This is a genomic window from Achromobacter semiaridum (genome assembly GCF_053543755.1).
Genome location: NZ_JBLVOL010000048.1, coordinates 1 through 14,368, shown reverse-complemented (window position 1 = coordinate 14,368; position 14,368 = coordinate 1). Strand labels below are relative to the sequence as shown.

The following is a 14,368-nucleotide window of genomic DNA, read 5'->3' as shown; positions in this document are numbered from 1 at the left end:
GGCCGGCGCCGGGCGCCGGGCGAATCTGTCCTGACATCATCGTTCCCACCCGCCCTGATGTCTACCCGAAAACCAGCTGGTCATACCAGTTTATTTCGTGGCCGTAAGACAGGCATGTGATTTTTATGGTTTTATATCAGCACCTTACAGAGGTGTGGCGGACAGCCGAAACCCCATGGCCGGCTTGGTCATACCACTGGTGCGGAGATTGCATGTACGCGGAAACAGAAGAAAAACCTCGCCAGGTGGCGGATGAAGTGGCCGAGCGGATCGAACGCCTGATCCTGGATGGCGTGCTGAAGGCGGGGCAGGCCTTGCCGTCCGAACGGCGGCTGACCGAAAAGCTGGGCGTGTCGCGCACGGCGCTGCGCGAAGGGCTGAAGCTGCTGCGCGCACGCGAGATCATTCACACCGCGCAAGGCAAGGGGTCCTTCGTGGCGCACATCTCGAAGGTGGACGCCGGGCCGTTGATGCACCTGTTCAATTCGCAGCCGCGCACGCTGTACGACTTGCTGGAAGTGCGCTCGCTGCTTGAAGCGGAATCCGCGCGCCTGGCTGCCATCCGGGGCACCGAAGCCGACTTCATCATGATCCGCCGACGTTATGACGACATGGTTGCCGCGCAGGGCACGGCCACCGACACGGCCACGCACGCCCATCTGGACCACGCATTTCACCTGGCGATCTGCGAGGCCTCGCACAACCCGGTGTTGGTGCACACGCTGCAATCACTGACCGACCTGCTGCTGGGCTCGGTATTCGCGTGCGTCAACAACCTGTATCACCGCGAACCGGAAAAGCGGCAGATCGACCGTCAGCACACCCGGCTGTACAACGCGGTGACGGGGCGCCAGCCCGAACAAGCGCGCAAAGCCGCCGCCGACCATGTGGACAGCGTACGGCAGAGCTTGTCGGATATCGAGCAGGAAGAGCAGCGCCTGGTGCGCGCGACGCTGCGTCTGGAAGGCTGGACGTAGCGCCGCGCTGGCGCGGGCGGAGGCAGGCGAGCGGGCTTGGCCCCCGACGGGAATTGCGCGCTAGCGATCAGCCGTCGCGCAGCCGGCCAGTGCCAGCGGCTTGCCGGCGTAGACGCGGCCAAAGCGGTTGTTCAGCAAGGCGTCCAGGTCGATGGCTTCTTGCCCCACAAACCCCTTTTGCGGCAAGACGCCCTGCGCCACAAGATCCAGCGCGGCGCAAATGCCGGCGGCGGTGGACAGCTGGATCGCGCTCAGGCGGTGGCCGTCCACATCGGCGCCGAACACGCGGATGGGGTAGGACTCTTCTTCCAGCCTGCCGTGGCGATGGCCGGATGCCGACGCCTGGATCACGATGACGTCCTGCTCGGTGGTAGGAATGGCCGACTCGAAAATATCCTTGAGCAGATCGCGGCGGTCTCGCAGGCGCAGGTCGTTCAGCAGCAACTTCATGATGTTGCAGTGGCCGGGATAGCGCACGGACTTGTAGTCCACGTTGCGGGCGCGCCCCAACAGCGTCGCGGGTAGCGTGCCCAGGCCTCCCGACGTGTTGAAGGCCTCGTATTCGACCCCGTCCAGCGCAAAAGTCTCATAGCCTTCCAGCGCGGGCACGCTGGTCAGCTTGCCGTCGACGATGGCCTCGCAAGGGTTGCAGTACTCGTTGATCAGGCCTTCGGTGCTCCAGGTCAGGTTGTAGCGCAGGCTGTTGGACGGGTAGCGCGGCAGGGCGCCCACGCGCATGCGCAGGTCCAGCAAGGTGTCGAAGCGGCGGGCCAACGCGTTGCCGACGATGCCGATGAAGCCGGGGGCCAGGCCGCATTGCGGCATCAGCACGCTTTGCACATCGCCCGCCAGCGCCTGGATGGCGTGGGTGCTTGCGACATCTTCGGTCAAATCAAAGTAGTGGACGCCCGCGCGCGCGCACAGTCCTGCCACGGCGGTTGCACGATGGAACGGCAGCGCGTTGACGACGGCGTAAGCGCCTTCGATGCAACGCGCCACGGAGTCGTCATCGCTGATCTGGCGCGTCTCGCAGCCCAATTCAGCCAACACGCCCAGGCGGGCGGGATCCTGGTCGGCAACCAGCACCGAGTAATCGCCGCTGCGTTCCAGCATCAAGGCGATAGCGAAACCGATTTTTCCGGCGCCCAGCAAAACGATGGGACGGGTGGCTGACGTGGACATGGGGCTGCTCCTGCGGATAGGGGATGGGGTGGCCTCATCCTATGCGGGAGCGCTGTCGATTTGTAGAACCGAAAGTGTCGTAACGGCTTTAGTTATCGACATAACGACTTAATAAGTAGTCGAAGCGTCAAAAAACAAAGCCCCCCGGCTTTCGCCGAGGGGCTTTCGATGGGGCTGTCACGGCCTTTTCAGGCCAGGGGATCAGCTGCCCATGGGGGGGTAGTCCATGTTGCCGAAGGTCACCAGGCCTTCTGCCTTGGCTTGAGCCAGTTGCGATTCAACTTGGGCGCGGCTCAGCGACGTGGCGTGTTCAGCAGCGGCGACGGGCGGGTAGTCCAGGTTGCCGAAGGTGACTTCGCCGGCGTTCTTGGCTTGGGCCAGTTCGGCTTGAACTTGTTGCGAGCTCAGGCTGGACTTCTGGGCGATGGGGGCGGGGTAGCCTTCTTCGCCAAACGTGTATTGACCCGAAACCTTGGCTTGTTGCAGTTCAGCTTGCACTTGAGCGCGGGTGGGGGCTTGGTCGGCTTCGGCGGCTTGCGCGCCAGCGGCCAGGACGGACATGGACAGCATCAATGCGGTAGCAAGGGTTTTCATAGCAGACCTCCGGTGTCTTGTGAGCTTGGGATTCGAACCTCTGACGTCATTGCCTGGGGTTCGCTTGCTGTGTCCCGATGAGATGCATTCTGTGCTCAAACAACCTCGGGATAAACCCTTATTACCTGAAAACATCTTTCCAAAAAATGTACTAATCGATGTGGATTCCACCAGATGGCACCATAGATGGCGATATTTCCGTCTGATGACACGATAGGTTGTGGGCGGCGGCGGCCGCCGTTGACCATTCACATCCGCGTACGCCCCGAGAAGTGGCCGGGGTCGCCGAAAAGCAAAGCCCCGGCTTTGGACCGGGGCTTTACGTGGCGACGGTGGCTGTCAGTGCCCGACGCCGCTTAGCGATTCAGTTCCACCAGCGCCGCGTTGTACTCGGATTGGGCTTCCTCCAGCTTGCGCTGTGCCTTATCGATCTTGTCCTGCTTGCCCTTGGCGCGGGCTTCCTTCAGCTCTTGTTCGCGTTCGGACACTTTGGACTGCTTCTCACGCACGTTTGTTTCGCGTTGGGATTGCAGGCGGCTGTCGGTGCAATGTGCCTTGGCTTCGGCCAAGGCCTTCTTCAAGCCGGCTTCGCGGCGCGTGTTGTTCTGTGCTTGCGCAGCGGCAATGTCGTTTTCGATTTCGCAGAACTTGGCGGCGCAGCCTCGTTGGGCCGAGCAATCGGTGGCGGCCTGAGCGGGCAGGGTGCCGAACACGGCGCACGCAGCGGCGGCTGCGGCCAAGGATTTAACGAAAGAGGGCATGCGGTGTCTCCGTAAGGCGTTGCGGAAACGCCATGATGGCCTGATCTGGCCCGAGCGGCAATGCTGCGCCCCGCGGTTCGCGGCCGGGCCGGCGCCGGCGGTGCGCTGCGGCCCGCCCTGGCCGTCGTCCTTAGCGGACCAACGGACCAACGGACCAACGGACCAACGGACCAACGGACCAACGGATCACCGGATCACCGGATCAGCGTGCCCGCCAACGCCGCCGCCACCAGCAGCGCACCCAGCCACAGGTTGGCGCGAAACAGCATGAAGTTGCGGTCGGGGCGCTGGATGTCGAACACCTTCAGCTGCCACGCCAGATGCACCGCGACGGCGGCCATGCCAACCTGGTACGCCCAAGACAAACCCATGGCATAACCACCCCAGGCCCACAGCACGACGGTCGCGGCGTAGAAACCGCCGATCCACAATTTGCCTTGGTCGCCAAAGCGCATGGCCGTGGAATGCAGCCCCAGGCTGCGGTCGTCGCGCACGTCGACGTACGCGTAGATGCTGTCGTAGCCCACCTGCCAAAGCACCGCGCCCAACCACATGGCGATGGCGGCCAGCGGCACGACGTTCTGCGTGTCGGACCAGGCCATCAGCATGCCCCAGTTAAAGCAGATGCCCAGCACCACTTGCGGCCAGTACGTGACGCGCTTGCACAGCGGGTAGATGAACACGAAGGGCAGCACGGCCAGGGCCAGCCAGCGGCTCATTTCGTTCGGGAAAAACAGCAGCGATCCGCACACCAGCAGCTGGCCGAGCAGGAACCACACTGCGTTCTTCATCGACAGCTGGCCGCTGGTCAGTGGCCGGAAGCGCGTGCGTTCGACGTGCTTGTCGAAGTTGCGGTCGCACATGTCGTTGACCGTGCAGCCGATGCCGCGCATCAGCAAAGCGCCCAGCGAAAAGACGATCAGCCGTTGCAGGTCGGGCAGGCCACCGGCCGACTGCACCAGCGCGGCCACGGCCGGCAGCAGCGTCAGCCACGTGCCGATAGGCCGGTCCAGCCGGCACAGGCGCGCGTAGGGCCGCCAGGATTTCGGAAGCCAGCGTTCGACCCAGTCGGTGAAAACGATGTCGCTGAGGTCGACGGGAGGTTGTTGCGAGGCGCTCACTGTCACGGTCAGAATTTGGTCGGGAAAGCCGACAGCATAAAACAACGGCCGGGCATTGCGCCCGGCCGTGGAACTTCAAGCAGCTTTCAAGCCGGCACGATTCAGGCCGGCGCGATTCAGGCCGTGTATTCCTTGAGCAGCTTGCCCAGGATGGCGATGCCGGTGCGGATCTTGTCTTCCGGCACGGTGGCAAAGCTGAGGCGCAGCGTGTTCTGCTTGCCCACGCCGCTGTAGAACGGCGCGCCCGGCACGAAGGCCACGTTTTGCGCGATGGCCTTTTCCAGCAGCTTGGTGCTGTCCATGTGTTCGGGCAGCGTCAGCCAGATGAACATGCCGCCTTCCGGCTTGGTCCACGTCACCGTGGACGGGAATTCGCGCTTGATGGCCTCCAGCATGCAGCTGCCCTGGGCGCGGTAGATTTCGCGCACGTTGGGCAGGTGCTCTTCCAGGAAGCCGTCCTTGACGATTTCGTACACGGCCATCTGCGTCAGCGTGGGCGTGTGCAGATCGGTGGCTTGCTTGGCCTGCACCAGCTTGTTGATCAGCGGACGGGCGCCGGCGATATAGCCCAGGCGCAGGCCCGGTGCCAGCACCTTTGAGAACGTGCCCAGGCGCACGACGTTGGCGCCGTACTCGGCGGCCAGCGCCACCAGGCCGGGCTGCGGTTCGCCTGCGTAGCGCAGTTCGCCGTAGGGGTCATCTTCGACGATGGTCAGGTTCAGTTCGGCGGCGCGCTTGACCAGCGCGATGCGGCGTTCCAGGTTCAGCGTGCGGCCCGTGGGGTTCTGGAAGTTGGGCAGCGCGTACAGGAAGCGTGCGCCGTCAGCCAGTTCGGGCGTGATGGATTCGGGGATCAGGCCGCCTTCGTCGGTGGGCACCGGCACGAACTTCGGCTGGTACAGGCTGAACGATTGCAGCGCGCCCAGGTAGCTGGGGTCTTCGACCAGCACCTTGCTGTCCTTGTCGATCAGTACCTTGCCCAGCAGGTCCAGCGCTTGCTGCGAACCGGAGACGATCAGGATCTGGTCGGCGGCAACGTTGGCGCCCGCGCGGTTCAGGTCGTCGGCAACCCATTGGCGCAGCGGCGCATAACCTTCGGTGGGGCCGTATTGCAGGGCCGCGCGGCCGTTGGTGGACAGTACCTTGTCGAACGCAGCACGTACCACTTCTACCGGGAAGCCGCCGGGCGCCGGCAAGCCGCCAGCGAACGAAATGACTTCGGGGCGCTCGGTGACCTTGAGGATCTCGCGGATGGCGGAGCTGGTAAGTTGCTGGGCGCGTTCCGAAAAGGAAAACGCAGGTTCGAGAGGCTTGTCCATGGATTGCTTCTTGAAGAAGAAGGGTAAAGGGAGAGGCTTGTGTAGGGGACTGCGACAAAAAAGTATTGTCCCATACGGTAGCAGCCCGGCCCCTTTAACGCGCGGAACCCCTAAAATCACCTGCATCGAAAACCGCCTGTACAGTTACATTTATCGCCATGTTCGAAGCCGCCCCGATCGTCGCCGAGTCCAAGTCCGCCCTGTACGCCGAATTGGTCGCGCAGGCCCGCGCGCTGCTGGAGGGCGAGCCCGACCGCATCGCCAACGCCGCCAACCTCAGCGCGCTGGCCTACCAAGCCTTGCCCGATCTGAACTGGGCGGGCTTTTATTTCTTTGACGGCACCGAACTGGTTCTTGGCCCGTTCCAGGGCAAGCCCGCCTGCGTGCGTATCCCGCTGAATCGCGGCGTGTGCGGCGCGGCCGCCAGCCAGCGCCAGACGCAGCTGGTGCCGGACGTGCACGCATTTCCCGGCCACATCGCCTGCGATGCCGCCTCGCGCTCCGAAATCGTCGTGCCGCTGGTGCATCAAGGCGAATTGATCGGCGTCTGGGATGTGGACAGCCCCGTGCCGGACCGCTTTGACGAAGACGACCGCGCAGGCATGCAGGCGCTGTGCGCCGTGTTCCTGTCCAGCCTGCGCTAAGCGGCGGCCGTTGACACGCCAACGGCCGGCCGGTAGATTTGCGCATCAGCCGCCGACGTGCGCCTAATTTTTTGTTCATTCATGATTCATCAGGCCATCCAATTCGCTTCCTGCATCCGCGCCCTGGGCGTGGTGCCGGCTGCCGTCGGCCTGAAATCCAAAAAACAGCCGCTCATCTGACCGGAGCATGCTGTTCCGTCAGATGGGCGACGGAACAGCGGCCTTCTGGCGGCGCTTTGGCGCCTCTTGCGCACCCCTGATATCCCGAGCACTTCTGTACGGTCCAACCGCGGTCCGCTTACATCGAAGGAGTGTTCTCATGTCCATTCAACAATCTGTGTTCCAAGGCGTCTGGGTGCCGCTGGTGACGCCGTTTTCGGGCGGTGCCGTCGACGGGGGCGCGTTGCGCCGCCTGGTGCGCCACTACGCGGCGGCGGGGGTTGACGGGCTGGTCGTGTGCGGCAGCACGGGCGAGGCCGCCTCGCTGGACGACGCCGAGCAATTGGCGGTGCTGGACGCCGTGTTGGCCGAAGCCGGCCGCCTGCCCGTCATCATGGGGCTGGCCGGCAACCATCAAGGGCACGTGCTGCAACGCCTGGCCGCGTTTGGCACGCGACCGCTGGCCGGCATCCTGGCCCCCGCGCCGTACTACGTGCGGGCCGGGCAGGAAGGGGCCGCCGCCTATTTCCGCCGCCTTGCCGATGCTTCGCGCTTTCCCCTGGTGCTGTACGACATTCCCTACCGCACGGGCACAACACTTGAGACATCGACGTTGCTGTCGCTGGCCGCGCATGCCAACGTGGCGGCCATCAAGGATTGCGGCGGGTCGTTGGACAAGACGCTGGCGCTGATAGCCGACGGGCAGATGAATGTGCTGGCGGGCGAAGACCTGCAAACCTTGCCGGTGCTGTGCCTGGGCGGGTCGGGCATGATCGCGGCGGCCGCGCATGTACGGCCCGATCTGTTCGTGGCGATGTACCAGGCGGTGCGCGCGCAGCAGCTGGATCTGGCGCGTCGGCTGTTTCACGCCTTGGCGCCGGTGATCCGCCTGGCCTGCGAAGAACCCAACCCCGGGCCGCTGAAGGCGCAGCTGAGTCGCCAAGGCCTGTTGATCGACGAATTGCGGCAGCCGATGCCGGCCGCCAGCGCGGCGTTGGCGGCGCGCCTGGACGCGGCCGTTGCGGGCCTGAACCGCCAGTTTCCTTGCCAGTAGACGGAAGTTAGGGCGCGATGACGTTGCGGTCCCTCAGCTTTGTGTTGCCCGGATTCATTTGGTAATAAAAGCCCTACCGGGATGCTGACGGATTGCTTATGATGCGGCCATTCTTCGGGGTGAAACAAAACGTTCATGGCCCAAGCTTTTGAAGCCTTGTCCGCCTGGCAGGTGATGCTGGCGGGGCTGCTGTTTTTCGGCGGCATCTATCTAGTCTTCGGCGCGGCTACCTGGCTGCTGACCCAGCACGTGTTGCCCGCACTGGGCATCGGCAAGCCGCTGGATCCGCGCCCCTTGGGCCCGGGCCAGCTACGCCGGGAACTGGCGCAATCCGGCCTGTCGATCCTGCTGTTCGGCACCGGCATGATTTTCCCGTGGGGCCTGCTGCAACTGGGTTGGGCGCATCTGGACCCTGACCCCAGCTGGCAAAAAGTCGTGGTCGAAATCCTGGTGCTGGTGGCCTGGAACGATGTCCATTTCTGGGTCAACCACCGCTTGCTGCACACCAAGCTGCTGCGTCGTTTTCACCTGCCGCATCACCGGTCCGTGGTCACGACGCCGTTCTCGACCTACAGCTTTCACCCCATCGAAGCGCTGATGCTGGGCAACGTCATCATGCTGCCGATGGTGCTGCATGATTTCAGCTTCTGGGCGCTGGCGTCGGTGCCGCTGTTCAGCCTGTTCTTCAATTGCATCGGCCACGCCAACTACGACTTTTTCCCCAAGGTGTCCTACGCGCATTGGTTCGCCGCCAGTCGGCGTCACCATCTGCATCACGCCTGCTACAACGGCAATTACGGTTTTCAGTTCACGTTTATGGATCGCCTGTTTCGGACGCGCCTGAAAGCCGAGGCCGCGGCAAACCAGCTGGATGCATTCCAGCGCAGAGACGCTGTTGGCGGCAAAGCCTGACGCCCGGCGGCGCCTGCCGTCCTTGCGCAACCGCCGCGACTGGCAAAGCCTGGCCTACCTGGCCGCGTTGCCCGCGCTGGCGGCCTGGCAATGGCTGTACGGATTCTGGTGGCCGCTTTACGCGCTGATGCTGTTTTTGACGCTGGGCATCGGCGTCATCCACCACAACCACACGCACATCCGCATGTGGCGCGGCCGCTGGACCAACCGCGCCACTGATTTCTGGATCACGCTGCTGCAAGGGCATCCGACCTTCGTCTTTTACCCAGCCCATGTGGCGAATCATCATCGCTACAAGCATGGCGCGCGCGACGCCGCGCGCACCTATCGTTTTGGCGGCGATACCAACCACCTGTGGGGCTATGTGCTGCACCCGTTTCAAGCGGGCTGGGTGCTGTATCCGATGTTTTTCGCGTGGCTGGGCCGGCTGCGCCGCCACTGGCCGGGCGCGTGGCGCTACAGCATGGCGCAATACGGGGCGTGGCTGGGCTTGTGGGGCGGGCTGCTGGCCGTGAACCCCGTCAAGGCGCTGGTGTTCGTGATCGTGCCGCAACTGCATGGCCTGCATTGGCTGCTGGCCACGAACTACTTGCAGCACGCCCATGCCGACGGTGGGCCGCGCGACGTTGCCGGCTTGAACTACGCGCGCAATTTTGAAGGGCTGGTCAACCCGTTGCTGTTCAACATCGGCCTGCACACCGCGCATCACGAGCACCCGCGCGCGCATTGGTCCGAACTGACCCGGCTGCATCGCGAACACTATCGCGCGCGCGTCAACCCGGCGCTGAATGAAGCGGGGCTGGTGCCTTATATGTTCCGTGTCTTCGTGCTGAGCGCTATCCTGCCGCGCCTGCGCAGCCGTTCCTGCATGGCGCCCGAGCATGTTCGCTAGCGCCTTACCCATTACCACTCGAGGCCCGTCACATGCCTATCGCGTTTAATCGTGTCTACCTGGAAGGCGCCGGCTATTTCATGCCGGGCGAACCCGTGTCCAACGAGGCGATGGACAACTACATCGCGCCGCTGAACCGCATGTCCAGCCGCATTAAAGGCCGCATCCTTGCCGAGAACGGCATCAAGCACCGTTACTACGCCATCGACCCGGAAGGCCAGACGGTCTACACGAACGCGCAGCTGGCCGCCAACGCCATCCGCGACTGCCTGCGGCGTGCCGACAGCGACCTGTCGGCCGTGTCCATGCTGACCAGCGGGTCGTCGGGCGGCGACGCCTTGATGCCGGGTTTCGCCAACATGATTCAGGGCGAGCTTGCTGCCCAGCCGATGGAAACGCTGTCGGTGCACGGCATCTGCGCGGCGGGGGTGTCGGCGATCCAGGCGGCGGCGCAAGGCGTCGAAATGGGCGGACACGCCAGCGCGCTGGCCGTAGCCAGCGAATTGCCGTCGCGCCTGTTCAAGCGATCGCGCTTTGCGGCGCGCGGATACGACGCCGATTTCGATGCGCATTTCCTGCGCTGGATGCTGTCTGACGGCGCGGGTGCCCTGCTGTTGGGCAACAGCGGCCGCGCGCTGGCCGGGGCGTCCAGGAACGTCCGGCTGAAACTGAAGTGGGTGCATCAACGGTCGTTCTCGGGCGACTATCCGGTGTGCATGCAGCTGGGCCTGTCCGCCGACCGCGCAAAGGGCCATCTGGACTATCCATCCTGGAACGAAGCCGAAGCGGATGGTGCCTTGTCGCTGCGCCAGGACATCCGGCTGTTGCCGCATCTGTTCGACATCGGCATCCATGAATACGCCAAGCTGGTGCGCGACGGCTGGGTGGACCCGGATCAAGTCGACCATTTCCTGTGCCATTACTCGTCGGAAAAATTCATCCCCGTGGTCGAAGACCTGATGGAAAAGGCCGGGCTGGTGATTCCCCGCGAACGCTGGTTCAGCAACTTGGCATGGCGCGGCAATACGGGCGCGGCCTCGATCCTGATCATGCTGGCCGAGTTCCTGGAAACGCGCGAGATCAAACCCGGCGAACAGATTTTTTGCTATATCCCCGAATCGGGGCGCTTCATGGCCGCCTACATGCTGCTGGAAGCGGAAGCGGTGCAGGCGCCGGCCGGGGCTGGGGCGCCGCGGTCCACGGCGGATCATCCTGTGAATCCGGCGGCAAACCCGGGCGCGAATCCGACGGCCCGCATCGACACGCAGAGCGATGACGCCGACGCCATCGCGCCGCCGCATGACCCCGACATGGCCCCGCAGGGCCTGGGCCAGTTGCTGACCGAGCTGGCCGCCATCTGGCACGACTACCGTTCGCGCGTGTGGCGCACGCCGGTGGTGCGCCGCTTGCGCCGCCGGGAATTCCAGACGGGCGATTATCTGAACTGGATGGAAAACTGGATTCCCCAGGTGCGCGAAGGCAGCAAGTGGATGCGCGAGGGCGCGGCTTCGCTGACCGAGCAATACGCGCCGCTGGCCGCGCTGATCGACATGCACGCCGGCGAAGAGCAGAACGATTTCCAGATCCTGTTTCAGGACTACCGCACGGCGGGCGGCACGGTGGACAACATCGACAGCTTGCGCCGCAACCCCGGCGGCGAAGCGCTGAACGCCTATCTGCACGGCCTGGCCGCCACGCGTGATCCGATCGGACTGCTGGGCGCCATCTACATCATCGAAGGCACGGGCCAGCGCATCGTGCCGGCGCTATTGCCCTTGCTCAAGGCCAGCCTGACGCTGCCGCCCGACGCCTTCCGCTTTCTTGAATACCACGGCCACAACGACGAGCACCATCTGGCGCGCTGGCTGTCGGCGGTGGAACTGGCTCTGGACTGCGACGAAGACGGCCGCGCCGAGCAGCGCATCGTGGACACCGCCCGCCGCACCGCCGCGCTGTACCTGATGCAGTTCCACCATGTCATGGAAGGTGACGCCGCATGAGCAAGGAACCCGAATTCCTGGCCAAGGCGCACGATCCGGCCGACCCCAGCCCTTGGCTGGCCTTGTACCTGGACCGCAGCACACCGCTGCCGGACAAGGTCAAAAAGGCCTGGCTGACCGATTCCAGCTGCGCGTCGCGTCAGTACCTGCTGCCGTTCCTGCGTCCACTGGCGCGCGCCTTCATCATCGTGATCCAGGTGGTGAAGACCTTTTTGCCGCGCCGCTGGTCGCATTCCCGGCTGCTGCATCGCATCCTGGCCTGGGGCCTGAAGCGCTTTGTGTCGCCCGAGGCCAACTGGCTGATTCTGCGGCACTTTCACCTGGGCGCGCAGGCGCTGGCGTTCATCGGCGCGAACTCGCCGGTGCCGATAACGACCACGCCGCTCAAGCCGTTGGACATTGACGACCTGAAGGACGAACTCTTCGTCAAGCACGACCTGAACCTGTTTAACTTCGTGATTCGCCTGAACCAGGCGCTGCGCGAGGCAGGCGTGGAAATGCACGCGCCCAAGTCGGTCGATTTCTCGATGATCGAGGACCCACCGCTGAAGCTGGAAGACATGCCGCAAGGCAGGCTGAACTTCCTGGACCTGCAAAGCGCCATCGAACTGTTCACGCCGCTGTACCAGCTGATGTTGACCGACAACGATTTCTGGCGCGCCGCCAATTCGTTGCAGCTGGACGAGACCATCGGCATCTACGCGGCCAAATTGCTGGGCGCGCCGCAGCACCTGATCCTGGTCAACAACAGCCATCCGCTGGTGCCGATGTCGACCTTGCGGGCGGGCTATCGACTGGTGTTGCACGGCCTGTCCACCGAGATGCTGCACAGCTTGCTGATGGAGATGAAGGCCGCGCAACAGGGCGCGGAGCCGCCGGCGCCGATCAGCTAGAAAGGGGCCCGGGCAGCGGCGCGTCTTGGGGCGTCACTTGGTGTAGACCCTGCGTTACACGGAAATAGGGCTGCGTTATATTGCCTGCCTTGTTCGGCAAGCAGCGCCGGATCGCGATTGCGTCGCGCGTGGTTTGCGCCCCGCATCGCGGGTTTTTCCGTTGCGTGATTCCCTATTTCGGAAGTCCCTCTTATGCCCCAGCCCATTGAAGTCATTGCCACCATCCTGTTCGCGGTGGCGGTTCTTCATACGTTTTCCGTTCCCGTTTTTGCGCGCCTTGCGCATCGCGGCGGGCCGCATGCCGGCATCTGGCATTTGTTCGCCGAAGTTGAAGCGGTGTTCGGCGTCTGGGCGTTTGCGCTGATCGTCGCGATGGCCGCGCTGACCGGTCCGGCCAGCGCCGTCAGCTACATGGACACGCGCAACTTCACCGAGCCGCTGTTCGTTTTCGTCATCATGGTGGTGGCCGCCAGCCGGCCCATCCTGGAATTGGTGGGCTTGCTGGTGCGCGTCGTGGCGCGTGTGCTGCCCCTGCCGCGCGAACTGGCCACCTTCTTCGTGGTGATGGCGCTGGTGCCGCTGGGCGGCTCTTTCATCACCGAGCCCGCCGCGATGACGCTGGCGGCAATCCTGCTGCGCGACGCCTATTTCCGCACGAGCGGGCGCGCCGGCTTCAAATACCTGACTTTGGGCGTGCTGTTCGTGAACGTGTCGATCGGCGGGGTGCTGACCGCCTACGCGGCGCCGCCGGTGCTGATGGTGGCGTCCACCTTCGGCTGGGATTCCGCGTTCATGGCGCAGCACTTCGGCTGGCGCGCGGCGGTGGCCGTGTGCTTGAACGCCGGCTTGTTGACGTTTATCTGCCGCAAGGCGCTGATGGACCGCTCGGTGGGCACGGGCGGCGGTGTCGACGGCGCACAGGGGTCGGATTCCCGACCGCCGGTGCCGATGCTGGTTATCGCCGTGCATCTGGTTTTCCTGGTGGCCGTGGTGCTCACCGCGCATCATCCGGCCATTTTCATGGGCCTGCTGATGATGTTCATCGGCTTTTCCGAAGCCTACAAGCGCCATCAGAACCGCCTGTTGATCAAGGAAGGCCTGATGGTGGGCTTCTTCCTGGCCGGCCTGGTCGTGCTGGGCGGTTTGCAAAAGTGGTGGTTGCAGGATCTGCTGGGCGGCTTGCAGCCGTTCGTGCTGTTCTGGGGCGCAACGGCGCTGACCGCCATTACCGATAACGCCGCGCTGACCTACCTGGGGTCGCTGGTCGAAGGTACCAACGAAGCCTGGCGCTACATGCTAGTGGCCGGCGCGGTGACGGGCGGTGGCCTGACGGTGATTGCCAACGCGCCGAACCCGGCCGGTTTCGCCATTCTGAAAAACCACTTCCCCGATGGCACGATATCGTCGGGGCGGCTGTTTCTGTCCGCCTTGGGGCCGACGCTGATCGCCGCCATCATGTTCCTGCTGCCGGTCTAGAAAAGCCCGGCAACGCCGGGGCCGGGCGCCCCGGGGCGCCGCCTCGGCCCCCCGGGGCGGCACCGGACACCGAGGGTTTCCGAAAAACCGCTAAAATTCAAGACTTTCCCCGAATTTTTTCCGGCCTAGCCCCCCCGTCGCTCCTGACCACCTTGTGTCTGGCGTTTGACGGCTTTGATTTTCCGGGCGTGTGCCTCGGAGCCCCTGATGCCCATCTACGCTTATAAGTGCAGCGCCTGCGGCCATGCCAAAGACGTCTTGCAGAAGATTTCCGATGCGCCCCTTTCGGTTTGCCCCGAATGCGGCCAAAGCACGTTCTCCAAGCAGGTGACCGCGGCTGGATTCCAGCTGAAAGGCTCCGGCTGGTACGTGACCGACTTCCGC

General features: G+C 64.1%; 14 protein-coding genes. 9 read left to right on the top strand and 5 right to left on the bottom strand.

Going from position 1 to position 14,368, the window contains the following annotated elements; all coding sequences use genetic code 11:
- Positions 1 to 212: 212 nt before the first annotated feature.
- The gene (gene glcC, locus ACNPP0_RS14485; RefSeq protein ID WP_046802929.1) at positions 213 to 977 is read left to right on the top strand and encodes a transcriptional regulator GlcC; all 765 of its coding nucleotides are present in this window, start codon (positions 213 to 215) and stop codon (positions 975 to 977) included.
- 60 nt (positions 978 to 1,037) lie between these two features.
- Here the strand turns inward: glcC and ACNPP0_RS14480 are convergent, their stop codons facing one another.
- From ACNPP0_RS14480 to ACNPP0_RS14460, 5 genes are all read right to left on the bottom strand, one after another.
- The gene (locus ACNPP0_RS14480; protein ID WP_448706276.1) at positions 1,038 to 2,159 is read right to left on the bottom strand and encodes a saccharopine dehydrogenase family protein; all 1,122 of its coding nucleotides are present in this window, start codon (positions 2,157 to 2,159) and stop codon (positions 1,038 to 1,040) included.
- Positions 2,160 to 2,360: 201 nt separating this feature from the next.
- Positions 2,361 to 2,753 carry a DUF4148 domain-containing protein gene (locus ACNPP0_RS14475; RefSeq protein WP_332609493.1) on the bottom strand — a complete coding sequence of 131 codons (393 nt, stop codon included), beginning with the start codon at positions 2,751 to 2,753 and terminating at the stop codon, positions 2,361 to 2,363.
- A 356-nt stretch (positions 2,754 to 3,109) separates the two neighbouring features.
- On the bottom strand, positions 3,110 to 3,514 hold the full coding sequence (locus ACNPP0_RS14470) for a DUF1090 domain-containing protein (RefSeq protein WP_332609494.1): 405 nt from the start codon (positions 3,512 to 3,514) through the stop codon (positions 3,110 to 3,112).
- A gap of 194 nt (positions 3,515 to 3,708) precedes the next feature.
- Positions 3,709 to 4,635 (bottom strand): 4-hydroxybenzoate octaprenyltransferase, encoded by a 927-nt coding sequence (gene ubiA, locus ACNPP0_RS14465; RefSeq protein ID WP_448706275.1) that lies wholly within the window; start codon positions 4,633 to 4,635, stop codon positions 3,709 to 3,711.
- 116 nt (positions 4,636 to 4,751) lie between these two features.
- Positions 4,752 to 5,954 carry an aminotransferase-like domain-containing protein gene (locus ACNPP0_RS14460; RefSeq protein WP_332609498.1) on the bottom strand — a complete coding sequence of 401 codons (1,203 nt, stop codon included), beginning with the start codon at positions 5,952 to 5,954 and terminating at the stop codon, positions 4,752 to 4,754.
- Between the two features lie 158 nt (positions 5,955 to 6,112).
- On the opposite strand from ACNPP0_RS14460, the gene msrC reads away from it, so the two are divergent.
- The 8 genes from msrC to ACNPP0_RS14420 form a co-directional block, all read left to right on the top strand.
- Positions 6,113 to 6,598, top strand: a complete 486-nt coding sequence (gene msrC / locus ACNPP0_RS14455; RefSeq protein WP_332609500.1) for a free L-methionine (R)-S-oxide reductase MsrC — start codon at positions 6,113 to 6,115, stop codon at positions 6,596 to 6,598.
- A 319-nt stretch (positions 6,599 to 6,917) separates the two neighbouring features.
- Positions 6,918 to 7,811, top strand: coding sequence for a 4-hydroxy-tetrahydrodipicolinate synthase (gene dapA, locus ACNPP0_RS14450; protein WP_448706273.1), 894 nt, complete (start codon positions 6,918 to 6,920; stop codon positions 7,809 to 7,811).
- 135 nt (positions 7,812 to 7,946) lie between these two features.
- Positions 7,947 to 8,723: a sterol desaturase family protein gene (locus ACNPP0_RS14445; protein WP_448706271.1), complete on the top strand. Its 777-nt coding sequence runs from the start codon at positions 7,947 to 7,949 to the stop codon at positions 8,721 to 8,723.
- Positions 8,683 to 9,615: a fatty acid desaturase gene (locus tag ACNPP0_RS14440; protein WP_332609504.1), complete on the top strand. Its 933-nt coding sequence runs from the start codon at positions 8,683 to 8,685 to the stop codon at positions 9,613 to 9,615. The genes ACNPP0_RS14445 and ACNPP0_RS14440 overlap by 41 nt, the downstream gene beginning before the upstream one ends.
- A gap of 32 nt (positions 9,616 to 9,647) precedes the next feature.
- A complete protein-coding gene (locus ACNPP0_RS14435; protein ID WP_448706269.1) occupies positions 9,648 to 11,615 on the top strand; it encodes an iron-containing redox enzyme family protein in 1,968 nt (655 codons plus the stop codon).
- The gene (locus ACNPP0_RS14430) at positions 11,612 to 12,508 is read left to right on the top strand and encodes a DUF6999 family protein (protein WP_448706268.1); all 897 of its coding nucleotides are present in this window, start codon (positions 11,612 to 11,614) and stop codon (positions 12,506 to 12,508) included. Before ACNPP0_RS14435 ends, ACNPP0_RS14430 begins: the two co-directional genes overlap by 4 nt.
- Before the next feature lie 192 nt (positions 12,509 to 12,700).
- The gene (locus tag ACNPP0_RS14425) at positions 12,701 to 13,984 is read left to right on the top strand and encodes a putative Na+/H+ antiporter (protein ID WP_332609509.1); all 1,284 of its coding nucleotides are present in this window, start codon (positions 12,701 to 12,703) and stop codon (positions 13,982 to 13,984) included.
- A 207-nt stretch (positions 13,985 to 14,191) separates the two neighbouring features.
- Positions 14,192 to 14,368: FmdB family zinc ribbon protein (locus ACNPP0_RS14420; RefSeq protein WP_448706327.1), on the top strand; the 177-nt coding region annotated here is incomplete at its 3' end.

Excerpts from the sequence above, each read along its gene's own strand:
- ACNPP0_RS14470 (WP_332609494.1), bottom strand. The coding sequence starts at position 3,514 with ATGCCCTCTTTCGTTAAATCCTTGGCCGCAGCCGCCGCTGCGTGCGCC.
- ACNPP0_RS14480 (WP_448706276.1), bottom strand. The coding sequence starts at position 2,159 with ATGTCCACGTCAGCCACCCGTCCCATCGTTTTGCTGGGCGCCGGAAAA.
- ACNPP0_RS14440 (WP_332609504.1), top strand. The coding sequence starts at position 8,683 with ATGCATTCCAGCGCAGAGACGCTGTTGGCGGCAAAGCCTGACGCCCGG.
- ACNPP0_RS14430 (WP_448706268.1), top strand. The coding sequence starts at position 11,612 with ATGAGCAAGGAACCCGAATTCCTGGCCAAGGCGCACGATCCGGCCGAC.
- ACNPP0_RS14425 (WP_332609509.1), top strand. The coding sequence starts at position 12,701 with ATGCCCCAGCCCATTGAAGTCATTGCCACCATCCTGTTCGCGGTGGCG.
- ACNPP0_RS14460 (WP_332609498.1), bottom strand. The coding sequence starts at position 5,954 with ATGGACAAGCCTCTCGAACCTGCGTTTTCCTTTTCGGAACGCGCCCAG.
- msrC (WP_332609500.1), top strand. The coding sequence starts at position 6,113 with ATGTTCGAAGCCGCCCCGATCGTCGCCGAGTCCAAGTCCGCCCTGTAC.
- ACNPP0_RS14445 (WP_448706271.1), top strand. The coding sequence starts at position 7,947 with ATGGCCCAAGCTTTTGAAGCCTTGTCCGCCTGGCAGGTGATGCTGGCG.
- glcC (WP_046802929.1), top strand. The coding sequence starts at position 213 with ATGTACGCGGAAACAGAAGAAAAACCTCGCCAGGTGGCGGATGAAGTG.
- dapA (WP_448706273.1), top strand. The coding sequence starts at position 6,918 with ATGTCCATTCAACAATCTGTGTTCCAAGGCGTCTGGGTGCCGCTGGTG.
- ACNPP0_RS14475 (WP_332609493.1), bottom strand. The coding sequence starts at position 2,753 with ATGAAAACCCTTGCTACCGCATTGATGCTGTCCATGTCCGTCCTGGCC.
- ACNPP0_RS14435 (WP_448706269.1), top strand. The coding sequence starts at position 9,648 with ATGCCTATCGCGTTTAATCGTGTCTACCTGGAAGGCGCCGGCTATTTC.